General features: G+C 69.4%; 16 protein-coding genes and 3 pseudogenes. 13 read left to right on the top strand and 6 right to left on the bottom strand.

Annotated features, from left to right (window positions below):
* Positions 1 to 37 precede the first annotated feature (37 nt).
* The 7 genes from N4P33_RS13045 (at position 38) to N4P33_RS13015 (ending at position 6587) form a co-directional block, all read left to right on the top strand.
* Positions 38 to 586 carry a F0F1 ATP synthase subunit B gene (locus N4P33_RS13045; protein WP_260826555.1) on the top strand — a complete coding sequence of 183 codons (549 nt, stop codon included), beginning with the start codon at positions 38 to 40 and terminating at the stop codon, positions 584 to 586.
* Positions 583 to 1398 (top strand): F0F1 ATP synthase subunit delta, encoded by an 816-nt coding sequence (locus tag N4P33_RS13040; RefSeq protein ID WP_260826554.1) that lies wholly within the window; start codon positions 583 to 585, stop codon positions 1396 to 1398. Before N4P33_RS13045 ends, N4P33_RS13040 begins: the two co-directional genes overlap by 4 nt.
* Before the next feature lie 137 nt (positions 1399 to 1535).
* On the top strand, positions 1536 to 3143 hold the full coding sequence (gene atpA, locus N4P33_RS13035) for a F0F1 ATP synthase subunit alpha (RefSeq protein ID WP_260826553.1): 1608 nt from the start codon (positions 1536 to 1538) through the stop codon (positions 3141 to 3143).
* A 21-nt stretch (positions 3144 to 3164) separates the two neighbouring features.
* On the top strand, positions 3165 to 4082 hold the full coding sequence (locus N4P33_RS13030; protein ID WP_260826552.1) for a F0F1 ATP synthase subunit gamma: 918 nt from the start codon (positions 3165 to 3167) through the stop codon (positions 4080 to 4082).
* The gene (gene atpD, locus N4P33_RS13025; protein ID WP_260826551.1) at positions 4082 to 5518 is read left to right on the top strand and encodes a F0F1 ATP synthase subunit beta; all 1437 of its coding nucleotides are present in this window, start codon (positions 4082 to 4084) and stop codon (positions 5516 to 5518) included. The genes N4P33_RS13030 and atpD overlap by 1 nt, the downstream gene beginning before the upstream one ends.
* Before the next feature lie 116 nt (positions 5519 to 5634).
* Entirely contained in the window at positions 5635 to 6012 is a 378-nt protein-coding gene (locus N4P33_RS13020) for a F0F1 ATP synthase subunit epsilon (RefSeq protein ID WP_260826550.1), read from the top strand.
* Positions 6013 to 6140: 128 nt separating this feature from the next.
* On the top strand, positions 6141 to 6587 hold the full coding sequence (locus N4P33_RS13015) for a DUF2550 domain-containing protein (protein WP_260826549.1): 447 nt from the start codon (positions 6141 to 6143) through the stop codon (positions 6585 to 6587).
* Here the strand turns inward: N4P33_RS13015 and N4P33_RS13010 are convergent.
* The 4 genes from N4P33_RS13010 to N4P33_RS12995 form a co-directional block, all read right to left on the bottom strand.
* Positions 6584 to 6808: a hypothetical protein gene (locus tag N4P33_RS13010; RefSeq protein ID WP_260826548.1), complete on the bottom strand. Its 225-nt coding sequence runs from the start codon at positions 6806 to 6808 to the stop codon at positions 6584 to 6586. The genes N4P33_RS13015 and N4P33_RS13010 overlap by 4 nt on opposite strands.
* Positions 6809 to 7043: 235 nt before the next feature.
* Positions 7044 to 8873: a glycoside hydrolase family 18 chitinase gene (locus N4P33_RS13005; protein WP_260826567.1), complete on the bottom strand. Its 1830-nt coding sequence runs from the start codon at positions 8871 to 8873 to the stop codon at positions 7044 to 7046.
* A 123-nt stretch (positions 8874 to 8996) separates the two neighbouring features.
* Complete coding sequence (locus tag N4P33_RS13000) at positions 8997 to 9641, bottom strand: response regulator transcription factor (RefSeq protein WP_260826547.1); 645 nt, start codon at positions 9639 to 9641, stop codon at positions 8997 to 8999.
* Positions 9638 to 10837, bottom strand: a complete 1200-nt coding sequence (locus N4P33_RS12995) for a sensor histidine kinase (protein ID WP_260826546.1) — start codon at positions 10835 to 10837, stop codon at positions 9638 to 9640. Before N4P33_RS12995 ends, N4P33_RS13000 begins: the two co-directional genes overlap by 4 nt.
* A gap of 152 nt (positions 10838 to 10989) precedes the next feature.
* Here N4P33_RS12995 and N4P33_RS12990 point away from each other — a divergent pair, with 152 nt between their 5' ends.
* Both N4P33_RS12990 and N4P33_RS12985 read left to right on the top strand, forming a co-directional pair.
* A complete protein-coding gene (locus tag N4P33_RS12990; RefSeq protein ID WP_260826545.1) occupies positions 10990 to 11574 on the top strand; it encodes a hypothetical protein in 585 nt (194 codons plus the stop codon).
* Complete coding sequence (locus N4P33_RS12985) at positions 11571 to 11762, top strand: DUF5708 family protein (protein WP_260826544.1); 192 nt, start codon at positions 11571 to 11573, stop codon at positions 11760 to 11762. Before N4P33_RS12990 ends, N4P33_RS12985 begins: the two co-directional genes overlap by 4 nt.
* A 113-nt stretch (positions 11763 to 11875) precedes the next feature.
* Here N4P33_RS12985 and N4P33_RS12980 read toward each other — a convergent pair whose 3' ends face one another.
* Together N4P33_RS12980 and N4P33_RS35565 are read right to left on the bottom strand one after the other, a co-directional pair.
* Entirely contained in the window at positions 11876 to 12448 is a 573-nt protein-coding gene (locus N4P33_RS12980) for a cob(I)yrinic acid a,c-diamide adenosyltransferase (RefSeq protein ID WP_260826543.1), read from the bottom strand.
* A 13-nt stretch (positions 12449 to 12461) separates the two neighbouring features.
* Positions 12462 to 13027 (bottom strand): annotated as a pseudogene (locus N4P33_RS35565) (ATP-binding cassette domain-containing protein).
* A gap of 35 nt (positions 13028 to 13062) precedes the next feature.
* Here N4P33_RS35565 and N4P33_RS12965 point away from each other — a divergent pair.
* The 4 genes and pseudogenes from N4P33_RS12965 to N4P33_RS12950 all read left to right on the top strand — a co-directional run.
* Positions 13063 to 13604: pseudogene (locus N4P33_RS12965) on the top strand (TetR/AcrR family transcriptional regulator).
* Positions 13605 to 13729: 125 nt separating this feature from the next.
* The gene (locus tag N4P33_RS12960; protein ID WP_260826541.1) at positions 13730 to 14578 is read left to right on the top strand and encodes a 3-hydroxyacyl-CoA dehydrogenase family protein; all 849 of its coding nucleotides are present in this window, start codon (positions 13730 to 13732) and stop codon (positions 14576 to 14578) included.
* A gap of 153 nt (positions 14579 to 14731) precedes the next feature.
* The gene (locus N4P33_RS12955; RefSeq protein WP_260826540.1) at positions 14732 to 15055 is read left to right on the top strand and encodes an STAS domain-containing protein; all 324 of its coding nucleotides are present in this window, start codon (positions 14732 to 14734) and stop codon (positions 15053 to 15055) included.
* 265 nt (positions 15056 to 15320) lie between these two features.
* Positions 15321 to 15612 (top strand): annotated as a pseudogene (locus N4P33_RS12950) (ATP-binding protein); the annotation flags it as partial.

Raw genomic sequence — 15612 nt, 5'->3', positions numbered from 1 at the left:
CTTAGCTGCCCAACACTTTTCGACGAAAGGCACTGATGTGATCGCCAACCTGGTACAGCTGGCGGCCGAGGAAGAGCAGAGCCCGCTCGTTCCTCCGGGGCCCGAGCTGCTCGTCGGCACCATCGCCTTCGCCATCGTGTTCTTCTTCTTCTGGAAGAAGCTCCTCCCGAACATCAACAAGGTTCTGGAAGAGCGCCGCGCGGCGATCGAAGGCGGTATCGAAGAGGCCGAGGCCATGAAGGTCGAGGCCCAGAGCGTCCTTGAGCAGTACAAGGCACAGCTCGCCGAGGCCCGGCACGAGGCCGCGCGTCTGCGCCAGGAGGCGCAGGAGCAGGGTGCCGCCCTCATCGCCGAGATGCGTGCGGAAGGCCAGCGGCAGCGTGAGGAGATCATCGCCGCCGGTCACTCCCAGATCGAGGCCGACCGCAAGGCCGCCGCGTCCGCGCTGCGTCAGGACGTCGGCAAGCTCGCCACCGACCTGGCCGGCAAGCTCGTCGGCGAGTCCCTCGAGGACCACGCCCGGCAGAGCCGCGTGATCGACCGCTTCCTCGACGAGCTCGACCAGAAGGCCGAGGCCGCACGATGAACGGAGCGAGCCGCGAGGCCCTGGCAGCCGCACGTGAGCGTCTCGACGCGCTGACGGACTCCACGTCCGTGGACGCGGGCTCGCTCGCCGACGAGCTGGCCGCCGTCACCGCGCTGCTCGACCGCGAGGTGTCGCTGCGTCGGGTCCTCACCGACCCGGCGCAGGCCGGTGAGGCCAAGGCGGAGCTGGCCCAGCGCCTGCTCGGCTCGCAGGTCAGCGGCTCGGCCGTGGACCTGGTGGCCGGCATGGTGCGCTCCCGCTGGTCGCAGTCCCGCGACCTGGTGGACGCGCTGGAGGAGCTGGCGAACCTCGCCGACCTCACCGCCGCCCAGCAGGCGGGCACGCTCGACAACGTCGAGGACGAGCTGTTCCGGTTCGGCCGGATCGTCTCCGGCAGCACCGAGCTGCGCTCCGCCCTGACCGACCGCAAGGCCACCGCCTCCGCCAAGAGCGAGCTGCTGCGCAGCCTGCTCGGGGGCAGGGCGAACGTGGTCACCGAGCGTCTGGTGACGCGTCTTGTGACCGCGCCCCGGGGACGTAGCCTGGAGTCGGGACTGGAGTCCCTGTCCAAGCTCGCCGCCGACCGCCGCAACCGCATGGTGGCCGTCGTCACCTCCGCGGTGCCGCTGAGCGACACGCAGAAGCAGCGCCTGGGCGCCGCCCTCGCGAAGCTCTACGGCCGCCAGATGCACCTCAACCTCGACGTCGACCCCGGGGTCGTCGGCGGGATCCGGGTGCAGATCGGCGACGAGGTCATCAACGGCTCCATCGCGGACCGGCTGGAAGACGCGAGCCGCCGGCTGGCGAGCTAGCAGCAATTTCATACGCAGAACGCAGTACGTACCTACGGCCCTGGTTGGGCCGTGCAGAGGATTCACCTCCTGTTGGGGGGAGTCCCCATCCCCCCAAAGTGAAACTTCGGGCCCAACAAGGAGAGCAGGGAACTCAGATGGCGGAGCTCACGATCCGGCCGGAGGAGATCCGGGACGCGCTGGAGAACTTCGTCCAGTCGTACAAGCCGGACGCGGCCTCGCGCGAGGAGGTCGGTACGGTCACCCTTGCCGGCGACGGCATCGCCAAGGTCGAGGGCCTGCCCTCGGCCATGGCCAACGAGCTGCTGAAGTTCGAGGACGGCACCCTCGGCCTCGCCCTCAACCTCGAGGAGCGCGAGATCGGTGCCATCGTCCTCGGTGAGTTCAGCGGTATCGAGGAGGGCCAGCCGGTCACCCGCACCGGCGAGGTTCTGTCCGTCGCGGTCGGCGAGGGCTACCTCGGCCGAGTGGTCGACCCGCTCGGCAACCCGATCGACGGCCTCGGCGAGATCGAGACCGAGGGCCGCCGCGCCCTCGAGCTGCAGGCCCCCACGGTCATGCAGCGCAAGTCGGTGCACGAGCCGATGGAGACCGGCTACAAGGCCGTCGACGCCATGACCCCGATCGGCCGTGGTCAGCGTCAGCTGATCATCGGCGACCGCCAGACCGGCAAGACCGCCCTGGCCGTCGACACGATCATCAACCAGCGTGACAACTGGCGCACCGGCGACCCGAACAAGCAGGTCCGCTGCATCTACGTCGCCATCGGCCAGAAGGGCTCCACCATCGCGTCGGTCCGCCGCGCGCTGGAGGAGAACGGCGCGCTGGAGTACACGACCATCGTCGCCGCCCCGGCGTCCGACCCGGCCGGCTTCAAGTACCTGGCGCCGTACACCGGTTCCGCCATCGGCCAGCACTGGATGTACCAGGGCAAGCACGTCCTGATCATCTTCGACGACCTGTCGAAGCAGGCCGACGCCTACCGTGCCGTGTCGCTGCTGCTGCGCCGCCCGCCGGGCCGTGAGGCCTACCCGGGTGACGTCTTCTACCTGCACTCCCGTCTGCTGGAGCGCTGCGCGAAGCTCTCCGACGACATGGGTGCCGGCTCGATGACGGGTCTGCCGATCGTCGAGACCAAGGCCAACGACGTCTCGGCGTTCATCCCGACCAACGTCATCTCCATCACCGACGGCCAGTGCTTCCTGGAGTCGGACCTGTTCAACGCCGGTCAGCGCCCCGCGCTGAACGTCGGTATCTCCGTCTCCCGAGTCGGTGGTTCCGCGCAGCACAAGGCGATGAAGCAGGTCTCCGGCCGTCTGCGCGTGGACCTCGCCCAGTTCCGTGAGCTGGAGGCGTTCGCCGCCTTCGGTTCCGACCTGGACGCCGCGTCCAAGGCGCAGCTGGAGCGCGGTCAGCGCATGGTCGAGCTGCTCAAGCAGGACCAGTACCAGCCGATGGCCACCGAGGACCAGGTCGTCTCCGTCTGGGCCGGCACCACCGGCAAGATGGACGACGTGCCGGTCGCCGACATCCGCCGCTTCGAGAAGGAGCTGCTGGAGTACCTGCACCGCAAGGAGCAGGGCCTGATGACCTCCATCAAGGAGGGCGGCAAGATGTCCGACGACACCCTGCAGGCCGTGGCCGAGGCGATCGCGGACTTCAAGAAGCAGTTCGAGACGAGCGACGGCAAGCTGCTCGGCGAGGACACGCCGGCCGCCCCGAAGGCGACCAGCGCCTCCAAGTGACGTAAGGAAGGGACCTGACTCATGGGAGCCCAGCTCCGGGTCTACAAGCGTCGCATCCGATCCGTCACCGCGACCAAGAAGATCACGAAGGCGATGGAGATGATCGCCGCCTCGCGCGTCGTCAAGGCGCAGCGCAAGGTGGCGGCCTCCACGCCGTACGCGCGGGAACTGACCCGCGCGGTCACGGCGGTCGGTACCGGTTCGAACACCAAGCACCCGCTGACCACGGAGGCGGAGAACCCGAGCCGTGCCGCGGTCCTGCTCCTCACGAGCGACCGCGGTCTGGCCGGCGCCTTCAACGCCAACGCCATCAAGTCGGCGGAGCAGCTGACCGAGCGCCTGGAGCGCGAGGGCAAGCAGGTCGACACGTACATCGTCGGCCGGCGCGGTGTCGCCCACTACAACTTCCGTGAGCGCACGATCGCGGAGTCGTTCACGGGCTTCACCGACGAGCCCTCGTACGCGGACGCCAAGAAGGTCGCGGCCCCGCTGATCGAGGCCATCGAGAAGGACACGGCGGAGGGCGGCGTGGACGAGCTCCACATCGTCTACACCGAGTTCGTCTCGATGATGACGCAGACGGCGGTGGACTCCCGGATGCTTCCGCTGCGCCTCGAAGAGGTCGCGGAGGAGGCTGCTCCGAAGGGCGAGATCCTGCCGCTGTACGACTTCGAGCCCTCGGCGGAGGACGTCCTCGACGCCCTGCTGCCGCGCTATGTGGAGAGCCGTGTCTACAACGCGCTGCTCCAGTCGGCCGCTTCGAAGCACGCCGCCACGCGGCGCGCGATGAAGTCGGCCACCGACAACGCGGGCGAGCTCATCGAGACTCTCACCCGGCTTGCCAACCAGGCCCGCCAGGCCGAAATCACCCAGGAAATCAGCGAGATCGTCGGTGGCGCCAGTGCCCTGGCCGACGCGACCGCGGGGAGTGACCGATAATGACCACCACTGTTGAGACCGCGACGGCTACGGGCCGCGTCGCCCGGGTCATCGGCCCGGTCGTCGACGTGGAGTTCCCCGTCGACGCGATGCCGGACATCTACCAGGCTCTGCACGTCGAGGTCTCCGACCCGGCGAACGCGGGCGAGAAGAAGACGCTGACCCTCGAGGTCGCCCAGCACCTGGGTGACGGCCTGGTCCGCGCCATCTCCATGCAGCCCACCGACGGTCTGGTCCGCCAGGCCCCGGTGGTCAACACCGGCGCCCCGATCACCGTGCCGGTCGGCGACTTCACCAAGGGCAAGGTGTTCAACACCCTCGGTGAGGTGCTGAACGTCGACGCCTCCTACGACGGTGAGCGCTGGCCGATCCACCGCAAGGCGCCGAACTTCGACGAGCTCGAGTCGAAGACCGAGATGTTCGAGACCGGCGTCAAGGTCATCGACCTTCTCACCCCGTACGTCAAGGGTGGAAAGATCGGTCTGTTCGGCGGCGCCGGCGTCGGCAAGACGGTGCTCATCCAGGAGATGATCTACCGCGTCGCCAACAACCACGACGGTGTGTCGGTGTTCGCCGGTGTCGGCGAGCGCACCCGTGAGGGCAACGACCTCATCGACGAGATGAGCGAGTCGGGCGTCATCGACAAGACCGCGCTCGTCTTCGGTCAGATGGACGAGCCCCCGGGCACCCGTCTGCGCGTGGCCCTGGCCGGTCTGACCATGGCGGAGTACTTCCGCGATGTGCAGAAGCAGGACGTGCTGTTCTTCATCGACAACATCTTCCGCTTCACCCAGGCCGGTTCCGAGGTGTCGACCCTGCTCGGCCGTATGCCCTCCGCGGTGGGCTACCAGCCGAACCTGGCCGACGAGATGGGTCTCCTCCAGGAGCGCATCACCTCGACCCGTGGTCACTCGATCACCTCGATGCAGGCGATCTACGTCCCCGCGGACGACCTGACCGACCCGGCCCCGGCCACCACCTTCGCCCACCTCGACGCGACGACGGTTCTGTCCCGTCCGATCTCCGAGAAGGGCATCTACCCGGCCGTGGACCCGCTGGACTCCACGTCCCGGATCCTGGACCCGCGCTACATCTCGCAGGACCACTACAACGCGGCCATGCGCGTGAAGAACATCCTGCAGAAGTACAAGGACCTCCAGGACATCATCGCGATCCTCGGTATCGACGAGCTGGGCGAGGAGGACAAGCTCGTCGTCCACCGTGCCCGTCGCGTGGAGCGCTTCCTGTCCCAGAACACCCACGTCGCCAAGCAGTTCACCGGCGTGGACGGTTCGGACGTGCCGCTGGACGAGTCGATCGCCGCGTTCAACGCGATCTGCGACGGTGAGTACGACCACTTCCCGGAGCAGGCGTTCTTCATGTGCGGTGGCATCGAGGACCTGAAGAAGAACGCGAAGGAGCTGGGCGTCTCCTGACCCCGGTGCCTGTGTGACACGTGAGGGGGCGGGCTCGTCCCGCCCCTTCTGTCACGCCCCTTAGACTTGTACCTAACACCCGGCAGGAGAGCCGGGTGGTGACCCGAGGAGCCACCTTGGCTGCTGAGCTGCACGTCGCGCTGGTCGCGGCCGACCGAGAGGTCTGGTCCGGCGAGGCCACCCTGGTCGTCGCGCGCACCACGTCCGGCGACATCGGCGTCATGCCCGGTCACCAGCCGCTGCTCGGTGTGCTGGAGTCGGGCCCGGTGACCATCCGTACGAGTGACGGTGGGACGGTCGTGGCCGCTGTGCACGGCGGTTTCATCTCGTTCGCGGACAACAAGCTGTCGCTGCTGGCGGAGATCGCCGAGCTGGCCGACGAGATCGACGTCCAGCGCGCGGAGCAGGAGCTGGCCCGCGCTAAGGCGGAGGACGACACCGTGGCCGAGCGCCGCGCGGACGTCCGACTGCGCGCGGCTTCGGCGGCGCGCTGACACCAAGCGGTGTCATGACGTAACTCAGCCGCGGTCGGCACCGGAGTGATCCGGAGCCGGCCGCGGCTGAGGCAGATATGGATGATTTTTACGTTCCGTTATCTAGGCAGACGAGGAGGTCGGTGTCGATGGTCCTCGCTCTGACTGTGTGCGGAATTGTCGTGGCGCTCGTGGTGGTGGGGCTCTTCGTCTTCGGACTGCGTCGCCGGCTGATCCAGCGTTCCGGCGGAACGTTCGACTGCAGCCTGCGCTGGGACGCCCCCGAGCAGGGCGACGGCTCGGGCAAGGGCTGGGCCTACGGCGTGGCCCGCTACAACGGCGACCGGGTCGAGTGGTTCCGGGTCTTCTCCTACGCCCCCCGCCCGCGCCGCATCCTGGAGCGTTCCGCGATCGAGGTGGCCGGCCGCCGCGTCCCCGAGGGCGAGGAGGAGCTGGCGCTGCTGTCCGACGCGGTGATCCTCGCCTGTCTGCACCGGGGCACGCGCCTCGAGCTCGCGATGAGCGAAGACGCGCTGACCGGATTTCTCGCGTGGCTCGAGGCAGCCCCGCCCGGTCAGCGCGTGAACGTGGCCTAGACACCGGCCCTGGTGAGGACGGGACAGACGTCGCCCGCGTAGGGGCTGTCCGTACCGTTGACGACGGTGTGGTGCTCCTCGTTGACCGTCACGGAGATGTGAAGTGACCAGGCGGTGAGGAACGCGGCCAGCACGGCGCCCGCGATGGTGCCTAGGGATGCCGCGCCGCTGGTGCCGTGTCGGTTCTGGTCGAGCCCTGCCGTGCCGGGACTGTGCGTCATGGTCGTGCCCCCCATGGATCTTCTCTGAGCTGTGCCGTCGGCCGGTGATCCATCCGACGGTGATCTCAAGTGTTCCCGAGGCATGCCCGGTGGCGACCGGCTGTTGGACCTGGGTCGGAGGGCCGAAGGTCCCCTTGCGCGCACGCCGGGGGCGTGCGGGCGCATGAGTGCGCCCCGCGCGCAGTTCCCGGAGGGGTTGCGCGCGGGGCGGGTGGGGCGGGCTGGGCTCGTGGGGTTACTTCAGGCCGCTGTCGATGGCGCTCACCAGCTCACCGTTCGCGGTGTCGCCGCTGAACTCCCAGAAGAAGGCGCCGCCCAGGCCCTGGGTCTTGGACCAGGCCATCTTCGACTTCACGGTCGCCGGGGTGTCGTACGACCACCAGTTGCTGCCGCAGTGGGCGTAGGCGGTGCCGGCGATCGTGCCGGTGGCCGGGCAGCTGTTCTTGAGGACCTTGTAGTCCTCGATGCCCGCCTCATAGGTGCCGGTCGCCGGGCCGGTGGCCGTGCCGCCGGGGGCGGACTGGGTGACGCCGGTCCAGCCGCGGCCGTAGAAGCCGATGCCGAGCAGCAGCTTCTTCGCCGGGACGCCCTTGGCCTTGAACTTGGCGATCGCCTCGGCGGAGTTGAAGCCCTGCTGCGGGATGCCGGCGTACGAGGTCAGCGGCGAGTGCGGGGCGGTCGGCCCGTTCTTCGCCCAGGCGCCGAAGAAGTCGTACGTCATCACGTTGTACCAGTCGATGTACTGTGCGGCCGGGCCGTAGTCGGCGGCGTCGATCTTGCCGCCGTCGGTGGCGTCGGCGGTGGTGGCCGCGGTGACCAGGGCGTTGCTGCCGAACTCGGCGCGCATGGCCTTCATCATGGAGCTGAAGGCGTTCTTCGCGCTGGTGGTGTCGCAGCTCAGACCGCAGGCGTTCGGGTACTCCCAGTCCAGGTCGATGCCGTCGAAGACATCGGCCCAGCGCGGGTCCTCGACCAGGTCATGACAGGACTTGGCGAAGGCGGCCGGGTTCTTCACCGCGTCGGGGAAGCCGCCGGACCAGGTCCAGCCGCCGAACGACCACAGCACCTTGATGTGCGGGTACTTGGCCTTCAGCTTGCGCAGCTGGTTGAAGTTGCCGCGCAGCGGCTGGTCCCAGGTGTCGGCGACGCCGTCGACGGACTGGTCGGCGGTGTAGGCCTTGTCGTAGTCGGCGTAGGCGTCACCGATGGTGCACTTGCCGCCCTGGACGTTGCCGAAGGCGTAGTTGATGTGCGTGATCTTCGCGGCGGAGCCGGAGGTGACCAGGTTCTTCACGTGGTAGTTGCGTCCGTAGACGCCCCAGTTGGTGAAGTAGCCGAGCTTGACCTGGTCGCCGGTGGGCGGCGGCTCGTCCGGGGTGCCGGTGGTGCGGACCTTGACGGCGCCGCTGGCCGGGCCGGTCTGGTCTGCGGTGTCCCGGGCCTGGACCGTGTAGGAGTAGTCGGTGCCCTTGGTCAGGCCCGTGTCCGTGTACGAGGTGGAGGTCACGGTGGCGACCTTGGCGCCGTCGCGCAGGACGTCGTAGTTCTTGACGCCCTTGTCGTCGGTGGCGGCGGACCAGGACAGCTTCACCGAGGTGTCGGTGATGTTCGAGGCCGTCGGGGTGCCGGGCGCGGAGGGGGCCGCGTCGCCGGGGACCTCGGGGCCGCCGTCGCAGCTGCCGCCGTTGAGCTTGCAGCCGGTGGGGGAGCCGGAGCCGCTGCCGTTGAACCCGAAGGTGACGGACGCCCCGGGGGCGAGGGTGCCGTTCCAGCCGAGGTTCTTGGCGGTCCAGTGGTCACCGGAGTTGGTGACCGTGGCGTCCCAGGCGGAGGTGACCTTGGTGCCGGAGGGGAAGTCCCATTCGACGGTCCAGGAGTTGATGGTCGTGGTGCCGGTGTTCTTCACCGTCCACTTGCCCTCGAAGCCGGAGCCCCAGTCCTGGGTCTTGGCGTAGGTGGCGGTCGCGGTGGTGGCCGCCTGGGCGGGGCTCGCGAGGGCGACCAGGCCGGAGAGGGGGAGTGCCAGGGTCGCGAGCCCTGCCGCGACTCTGTGTCTGAAGCGCATCATGCGCCTCCTTATGGGGAGTGTGGTGGGGGCATGACTGAGCCTTCACGCCCGCAGTGCCGCGAGAATAGAAAGGTCTGGACCACGGGTCAATAGGTCTGGACCACTACCCTCGTGGGTTGCTCAGATCCCCAACTCCTGCGCCAGCACCGCCGCTTGCACCCGGCTGCGCAGCCCCAGCTTCCCCAGCAGGCGGCTGACGTGCGTCTTCACCGTCGCCTCCGCCATGTCGAGCCGCTCGGCGACATCCGCGTTGGACAGCCCCTCACCGAGACACGACAGCACCTCGCGCTCACGCCGGGTCAGCGACTGCAGCACCGCCGGATCGACCGACGGCTCCCGCGCCGCCGGCTTCGCCGCGAACTCGGCGATCAGCCGCCGGGTGACCGCCGGGGCGACGATCCCCTCGCCGCCCGCCACCGTCCGCACCGCCGCGATCAGGTCCTTCGCCTCGGTGTTCTTCAGCAGGAACCCCGCGGCGCCCGCCCGCAAGGCGCCGAAGACGTACTCGTCGAGGTCGAAGGTAGTCAGCACGAGCACATCGGCGAGCTGTTCCGACACCACCTGCCGGGTCGCCGACACCCCGTCCAGGCGCGGCATCTGAATGTCCATCAGCACCAGGTCCGGCCGCAGTTCCCGGGCCAGCGCCACCGCCTCCTCGCCGTCCCCCGCCTCGCCGACCACGTCGATGTCGGGCGCGCTGCGCAGGATCAGCACCAGTCCGGCACGGACGGCGGACTGGTCCTCGGCGACCAGGACGCGGATCATTCGCTGGCTCCTTGTGCGGTGTCGATGTCGGTGACGGGCAGGGTGGCCCGTACGGTCCAGATCTTGCCGTGCGGGCCCTCCTCCGGGCCCGCGTCGAACGTGCCGTGCAGCAGCCCGGCCCGCTCCCGCATCCCCACGAGACCAGCACCGGAGCCCGGCGCGCGCGGCGCGTCCCTGCCGCCGTAGGGACTGGTCACCCTGAGGTCCAGGGTGCCGTCGCGCTGCCGCAGCCACACGGTGACCCGCCCCTTCTCGGCATGCTTCAGGGCGTTGGTCAGCGACTCCTGCACGATCCTGTACGCGGCCAGCTCCACCGGCGCCGGCACCGAGTCGTGCTCGGCGTCGAGCGTGACGTCCAGGCCGTTGGCGCGGGCCCCGTCCACCAGGGCGGCGAGGCCGTCGAGGGTGGGCGTGGCCGCGGGTTCCCGGTCGTCGGCGCCGTCGCGCAGGATGCCGATCAGGCGGCGCATCTCGGACAGTCCCTGCACGCTGTTCTCCCGGATCACGGTGAGGGCCTCGCGGGAGGTCCGCTCGTCGTCCAGGGAGAGCGCGGCGGTGGAGTGGATGGCGATGGCGGAGAGGTGGTTGGCGACCATGTCGTGCAACTCCCGTGCCATCCGGGCGCGTTCGGCCGTGACCGCCTGGGTGCGGTCCATCTCGGCGAGCAGCGCGGTCTGTTCGGCGCGCAGGAGCGCCGCGTCGGCGGCCTCGCGGTGGTTGCGGACGATGAGGCCGGTCGATGCGGGGGTGAAGAAGACGCCGCCGATGAGGACACCGATCAGCAGCGCTTCGGGCACCCGCCACACGGCGTACGGCACCAGAATCCCGGCGAGGGTGAGCACGCCGGTGATCCACGGAAGACGGCGGGCGGCGGAGGGCGGGCCGTACAGCACGGCGGCGTACATCAGGTCGGTGTACATCACGATCGTGGCGATGTTTCCCTGGGTGAACAGGTCGGCGACCAGCGCCAGGGTGCCGATGAACAGGCCGGTGCGCGGGGCACTGCGGCGCAGCAGCTCACAGCCGGCGAGCACCACGAGCGGGACGAGCAGGGGCCAGCGGCCGTCGAGGAGCACGATCGGATCGTCGGGCTTCCGCAGGCCCAGCCCGAAGCCCCACAGCAGCAGTCCGCCGAGCAGCCCGGCGAGCGCGGCCCACACGTCGAAGCGGTGGGGGCGGGGGAGTCGTACGGCCATGGCACCATCCAACACGGTGTGCGCAGCCGTCGCGTGATGCCGCGGGACGGTCGTGGACTGCATCTTTCGATGTACGGCGAGTTCGTCGGCGGCGACGACGTATCCGGCCGATTCGCCCGGGAGCCTGAAAGGGTGACCGAGAGGAGCGAACCGTGATCGTCGCCTTGATCGCCGCCTGCGAGATCGGCTTCTGGGTGCTGCTGGCCGCCGGGCTGGGCTTCCGGTACGTGCTGAAGATGCCGCGCACCGGCCTGGCGCTGCTGCTGTGCGAGCCGCTGCTGGAGGTCGTCCTGCTGGTCGCCACCGCGGTGGACCTGAAGAACGGCGCCGAACCGAACTGGACGCACGGCCTCGCCGCGCTCTACATCGGCTACACGGTGGGCCACGGCCACCGCACGGTGAAGTGGCTGGACGGCCACGCGGCCCACCGCTTCGAGGGCCGCCCACTGGTCCGGCCACCGCGCTTCGGATACGCGAGGGCTCGCCACGAGACCAAGGTGTGGCTGGGCACGCTGCTGGCCGCCGCGGTCGCGACCGTGCTGCTCCAGGCCGCCATCTGGTACGTCGACGACCCGAGCCGTGTCACGTCCCTGGAGAGCTGGCGCTCCACGGCCTGGCGGGCGGCGGGTATCCACGGCATCGTGGCGCTGTCCTACTGGATCTGGCCGAGGAAGAGCCCGGCCGGCCAGGAACCGGACACCGAGCAGGCGGTGCGGAAGGAGCGTGTGGGGGGATGACCAAGCCGGTGAAGGACCTCGTGGCGGGGGCCGTGACGCTGGTGGTCGGGCTGGTGCTGTGGCTGTTCACCGGGGGAGTGGACATGCCGGTGATCAGCCCGCCGAAGGTCGGGATCGTCCTGATGTGCCTGGGAGCCCTGGAGGCCCTGTTCGGCCTGTACCAGTGGGCACGAGCCCGCCGAGCCTAGCGCTCCCCACCGGGCACCCACAGCACGTCACCGGTCTCCTTGTTGGCGATCCTGGCCAGGATGCTGCATCTTCCGGGGGGCGACCCCCGGACTCGGCAGAAAGACCCGTCTCCTCAGCGCTCCCCGCCCGGCACCCACAGCACGTCGCCCGTCTTCTTGTTGGCGATCCTGGCCAGGATGAAGAGCAGGTCGGAGAGGCGGTTGAGGTAGGTGGCGGTGAGGGGGTTCATGGTGTCGCCGTGTGCTTCCATCGCCGCCCACGTCGAGCGTTCGGCGCGGCGGACGACCGTGCAGGCCTGGTGGAGCAGGGCCGCGCCCGGGGTGCCGCCCGGGAGGATGAAGGAGCGGAGCTTCTCCAGCCGCTCGTTGAAGCGGTCGCAGTCCGCCTCCAGCCGGTCGATGTAGAACTGCTCCACCCGAAGCGGCGGGAACTCCGGGTTCTCCACGACCGGCGTCGACAGGTCCGCGCCCACGTCGAACAGGTCGTTCTGGACGCGGGTGAGGACCGCGACGACCTCCTCCTCCAGCCCGCCCAGCGCGATCGCCGTACCGATCACCGCGTTCGCCTCGTTGGCGTCGGCGTACGCGGAGATCCGCAGATCTGTCTTGGCGACCCGGCTCATGTCACCGAGCGCGGTGGTGCCCTTGTCGCCGGTGCGGGTGTAGATGCGCGTCAGATTGACCATGCGACCAGCCTAGTTACGCTCCGGCCGTCCGGAAGACTCGTGTGCCCACTGTCACGGCGAGCACCACGAAACCGACAGTCACGAGGCTGCCGTACAGCATGTGGGCCGTCGCGTAGGAGCCCACGTAGGCGTCGCGCACCGCGTCCACCGGATAGCGGAACAGCATCAGGTGGGACAGGACGTCCAGCCAGGCCGGCCCCAGGGTCATCGGGCGCATCAGGCCCGACAGCAGCATCGACGGCATGGTCAGCGCGTTGATCGCGGGCCCGAAGGTCCCCGGCGTCTCCATCCGCATCGCCAGGCGTACGACAGCGCCGCCAGCGAGACCGTGAGCAGCGCGACGAAGGCGAACCGTGCCCGCCGCACGCCGGCCGGGTCGCAGGACAGGTCGTGCCCGGCGACGGTGGCCGCGCCGCCGGTGGGTGCGAGCAGGGTCGTGAGCATGCGCAGGGTGGTGGTCTTTCCGGCGTCGTTGGGCCCGAGCAGACCGACGATCTCCCCCTCGCGGACGGTGAGGTCGATGCCCCGGACGGCTTCGACGGTGCCGGCGCACTCAAAGGGGTAGCCATGACAGGTCAGGTCGGCGGGTTGCCGCCGGGCAGACCCGGTCGCACGTGGTGGATTCTGGGCTGTTCGTCGAGCGGGGCGTCGTGGCCGTCATGGTGGCCGTGTGACAGACGTGGCGGACGTCTCCGTCAATGCCGGCAACAACTGCTTACCGGTCAAGGAGACCCCCTTCTGCCCCACCGCGGTGAGTGTGTCCGCCGCCCAGGCCGTGCTGCGGGAGCTGCGGGACGAGGTCGAGTCCGTCTCGCCCCGTATCGGACTGATGGATGGATGCGCGCAGTTCATGCGCGTCATTCAGGACTCGCCCACGCTGCGCTCCCGGATGTGGGCCATCGGGCAGGAGGTCCTGCTGAACCTGGAGCGGACCCTGCGGGAGGAGACCGGCGCCGGGGACGACGACACCCTGCCCCGGCTGATGGCCGGTCAGATCAACTGGCTCCACGGAACCCTCCTCGCCACCATCGGCGAGCGCATGCTCGCCGGCGGCCGGCCCTCCGAGGTTTCCCGCGAGGCGCTCGTCTTGCTGGACGAGATGGAGGCGCTGCTGAGCCGGAAGGTGCTCAAGTACGCCGTCCGGGGCGCCCGCTGAGCCGTGGCGGTGTGACGTCCGTCATTTGAGACGTGACGCGCGTTACTAACCCGCCACACGGCCCCTCACGGGCGCTAGTGTCCGCCCGAGAGCACAACGACAGCGCGTATCAGGGGAGTCGCACAGTGGCACGCAAGCTCGCCGTCATCGGGGCCGGTCTCATGGGATCCGGCATCGCCCAGGTCTCCGCTCAGGCGGGCTGGGACGTCGTCCTGCGCGACGTCACCGACGAGGCGCTCACGCGCGGCACCGACGGCATCAAGGCGTCGTACGACAAGTTCGTCGCCAAGGGCAAGATGGAGGCGCACGACGCCGACGCCGCCCTCGCCCGGATCACCACGACGACCGACCTGGACGCCTGCGCGGACGCCGACGTCGTCGTCGAGGCCGTGTTCGAGAAGCTCGAGGTCAAGCACGAGATCTTCCGCACCCTCGACAAGATCGTCCGCGAGGACACCGTGCTCGCCTCCAACACCTCCGCCATCCCGATCACCAAGATCGCGGCCGTGACGGAGCACCCGGAGCGGGTCGTCGGCACCCACTTCTTCTCGCCGGTGCCGATGATGCAGCTCTGCGAGCTCGTACGGGGTTACAAGACCAGCGACGAAACCCTGGCCAAGGCCCGGGAGTTCGCCGAGTCCGTCGGCAAGACCTGCATCGTCGTCAACCGCGACGTCGCCGGCTTCGTCACCACCCGCCTCATCTGCGCCCTCGTCGTCGAGGCCGCGAAGCTGTACGAGTCGGGCGTGGCCAGCGCCGAGGACATCGATCTGGCCTGCAAGCTGGGCTTCGGCCACGCCATGGGCCCGCTGGCGACGGCGGACCTGACCGGCGTCGACATCCTGCTGCACGCCACGAGCAACATCTACACCGAGTCCCAGGACGAGAAGTTCGCCGCCCCCGAGCTGATGCGCCGGATGGTTGACGCCGGTGACATCGGGCGCAAGAGCGGGCAGGGCTTCTACAAGCACTGACATCGCCCTCACCCCGGCGCGCATCACACGCCGGGGTGAATTCGGTATCGGTTCGCTTACAGCCAGCAACCTCGACGGCGTCCACGCAGTCAGAGGTTGCATCACCGGCATCAGAAACACACGGAGCACGGAACGCAGGCACGGGGAGCGCATATGCACATCAAGGGCGACCACGCCGAGCTGGTCGTCGGGGGCCGCCTCGACGTCCGCAGCGCGGCGGACGCCCGTACGGTCCTGCACTCGGCCGTCGACGACGGAGTCGGCGACCTGGTGCTGGACCTGTCCGAACTGGACTCCTGGGACGCCACCGGACTCGGGGTGATCATGGGGGCCCACCGGCGGGCCGGCCGCTGCGGCCGGCGCCTGGTGCTGCGCGGCGTACCGCCGCAGATGCAGCGCCTGTTGGTGGCCACCCGGCTGCACCGGATCCTGGCGATCGAGGGGGGCATCGGGGTGGACACCCTGCCCCGGGTGTGAGGCCCGCCGGTGAGCCCCTCGACGTGAGGTCCGCCGCGTGCGGTCCGCACAATCCTCACGAGACTGTGACGTCTCGGGCGGCGCGGTACCCCGGACTGTCGTAGATACTGAGCGAAGGTTTAGGGTTCGGCTGCCCGCTGCCTTGCAACCCTCGAGCGGGCCCGGACCAGAAGCGACAGCGCGGTGTGCACAGCAAGGCCGGGAGGGGCTTTGGGTCCTCATCCGCGGACTCGGGCACACGACGCTTTTGGGGGGCTAGGTACCTATGGACCCGAACAATCCGGGACCCGAGGAGTACGGCCGGCACGGTGACGGCGACGCACCGCGCCCGCGCCCGCCCCGGGACTCCCTCACATCCGACTTCGGACAGCACGCGCCCGCGCTCGCCCGCACGGTGCAGCTCGTCTCCGGCGACTTCCTGCTCACCGTCAACCCCGTCGACGGCAGCGAGATAGAGCCCTGCCCGCCGGCCGAACGGCCCGCCCGGCCCGTCAAGCTCGACGCGGCCGAACGCGCCGAGGTGGAGCGCGCGGCCCGGCCGCCCGTCCCGCCCGGCC

Origin of the sequence: Streptomyces sp. 15-116A (assembly GCF_025290915.1) — a bacterium.
Lineage (GTDB): Bacteria > Actinomycetota > Actinomycetes > Streptomycetales > Streptomycetaceae > Streptomyces.
This window is presented reverse-complemented; position numbering and strand designations above follow the sequence as displayed.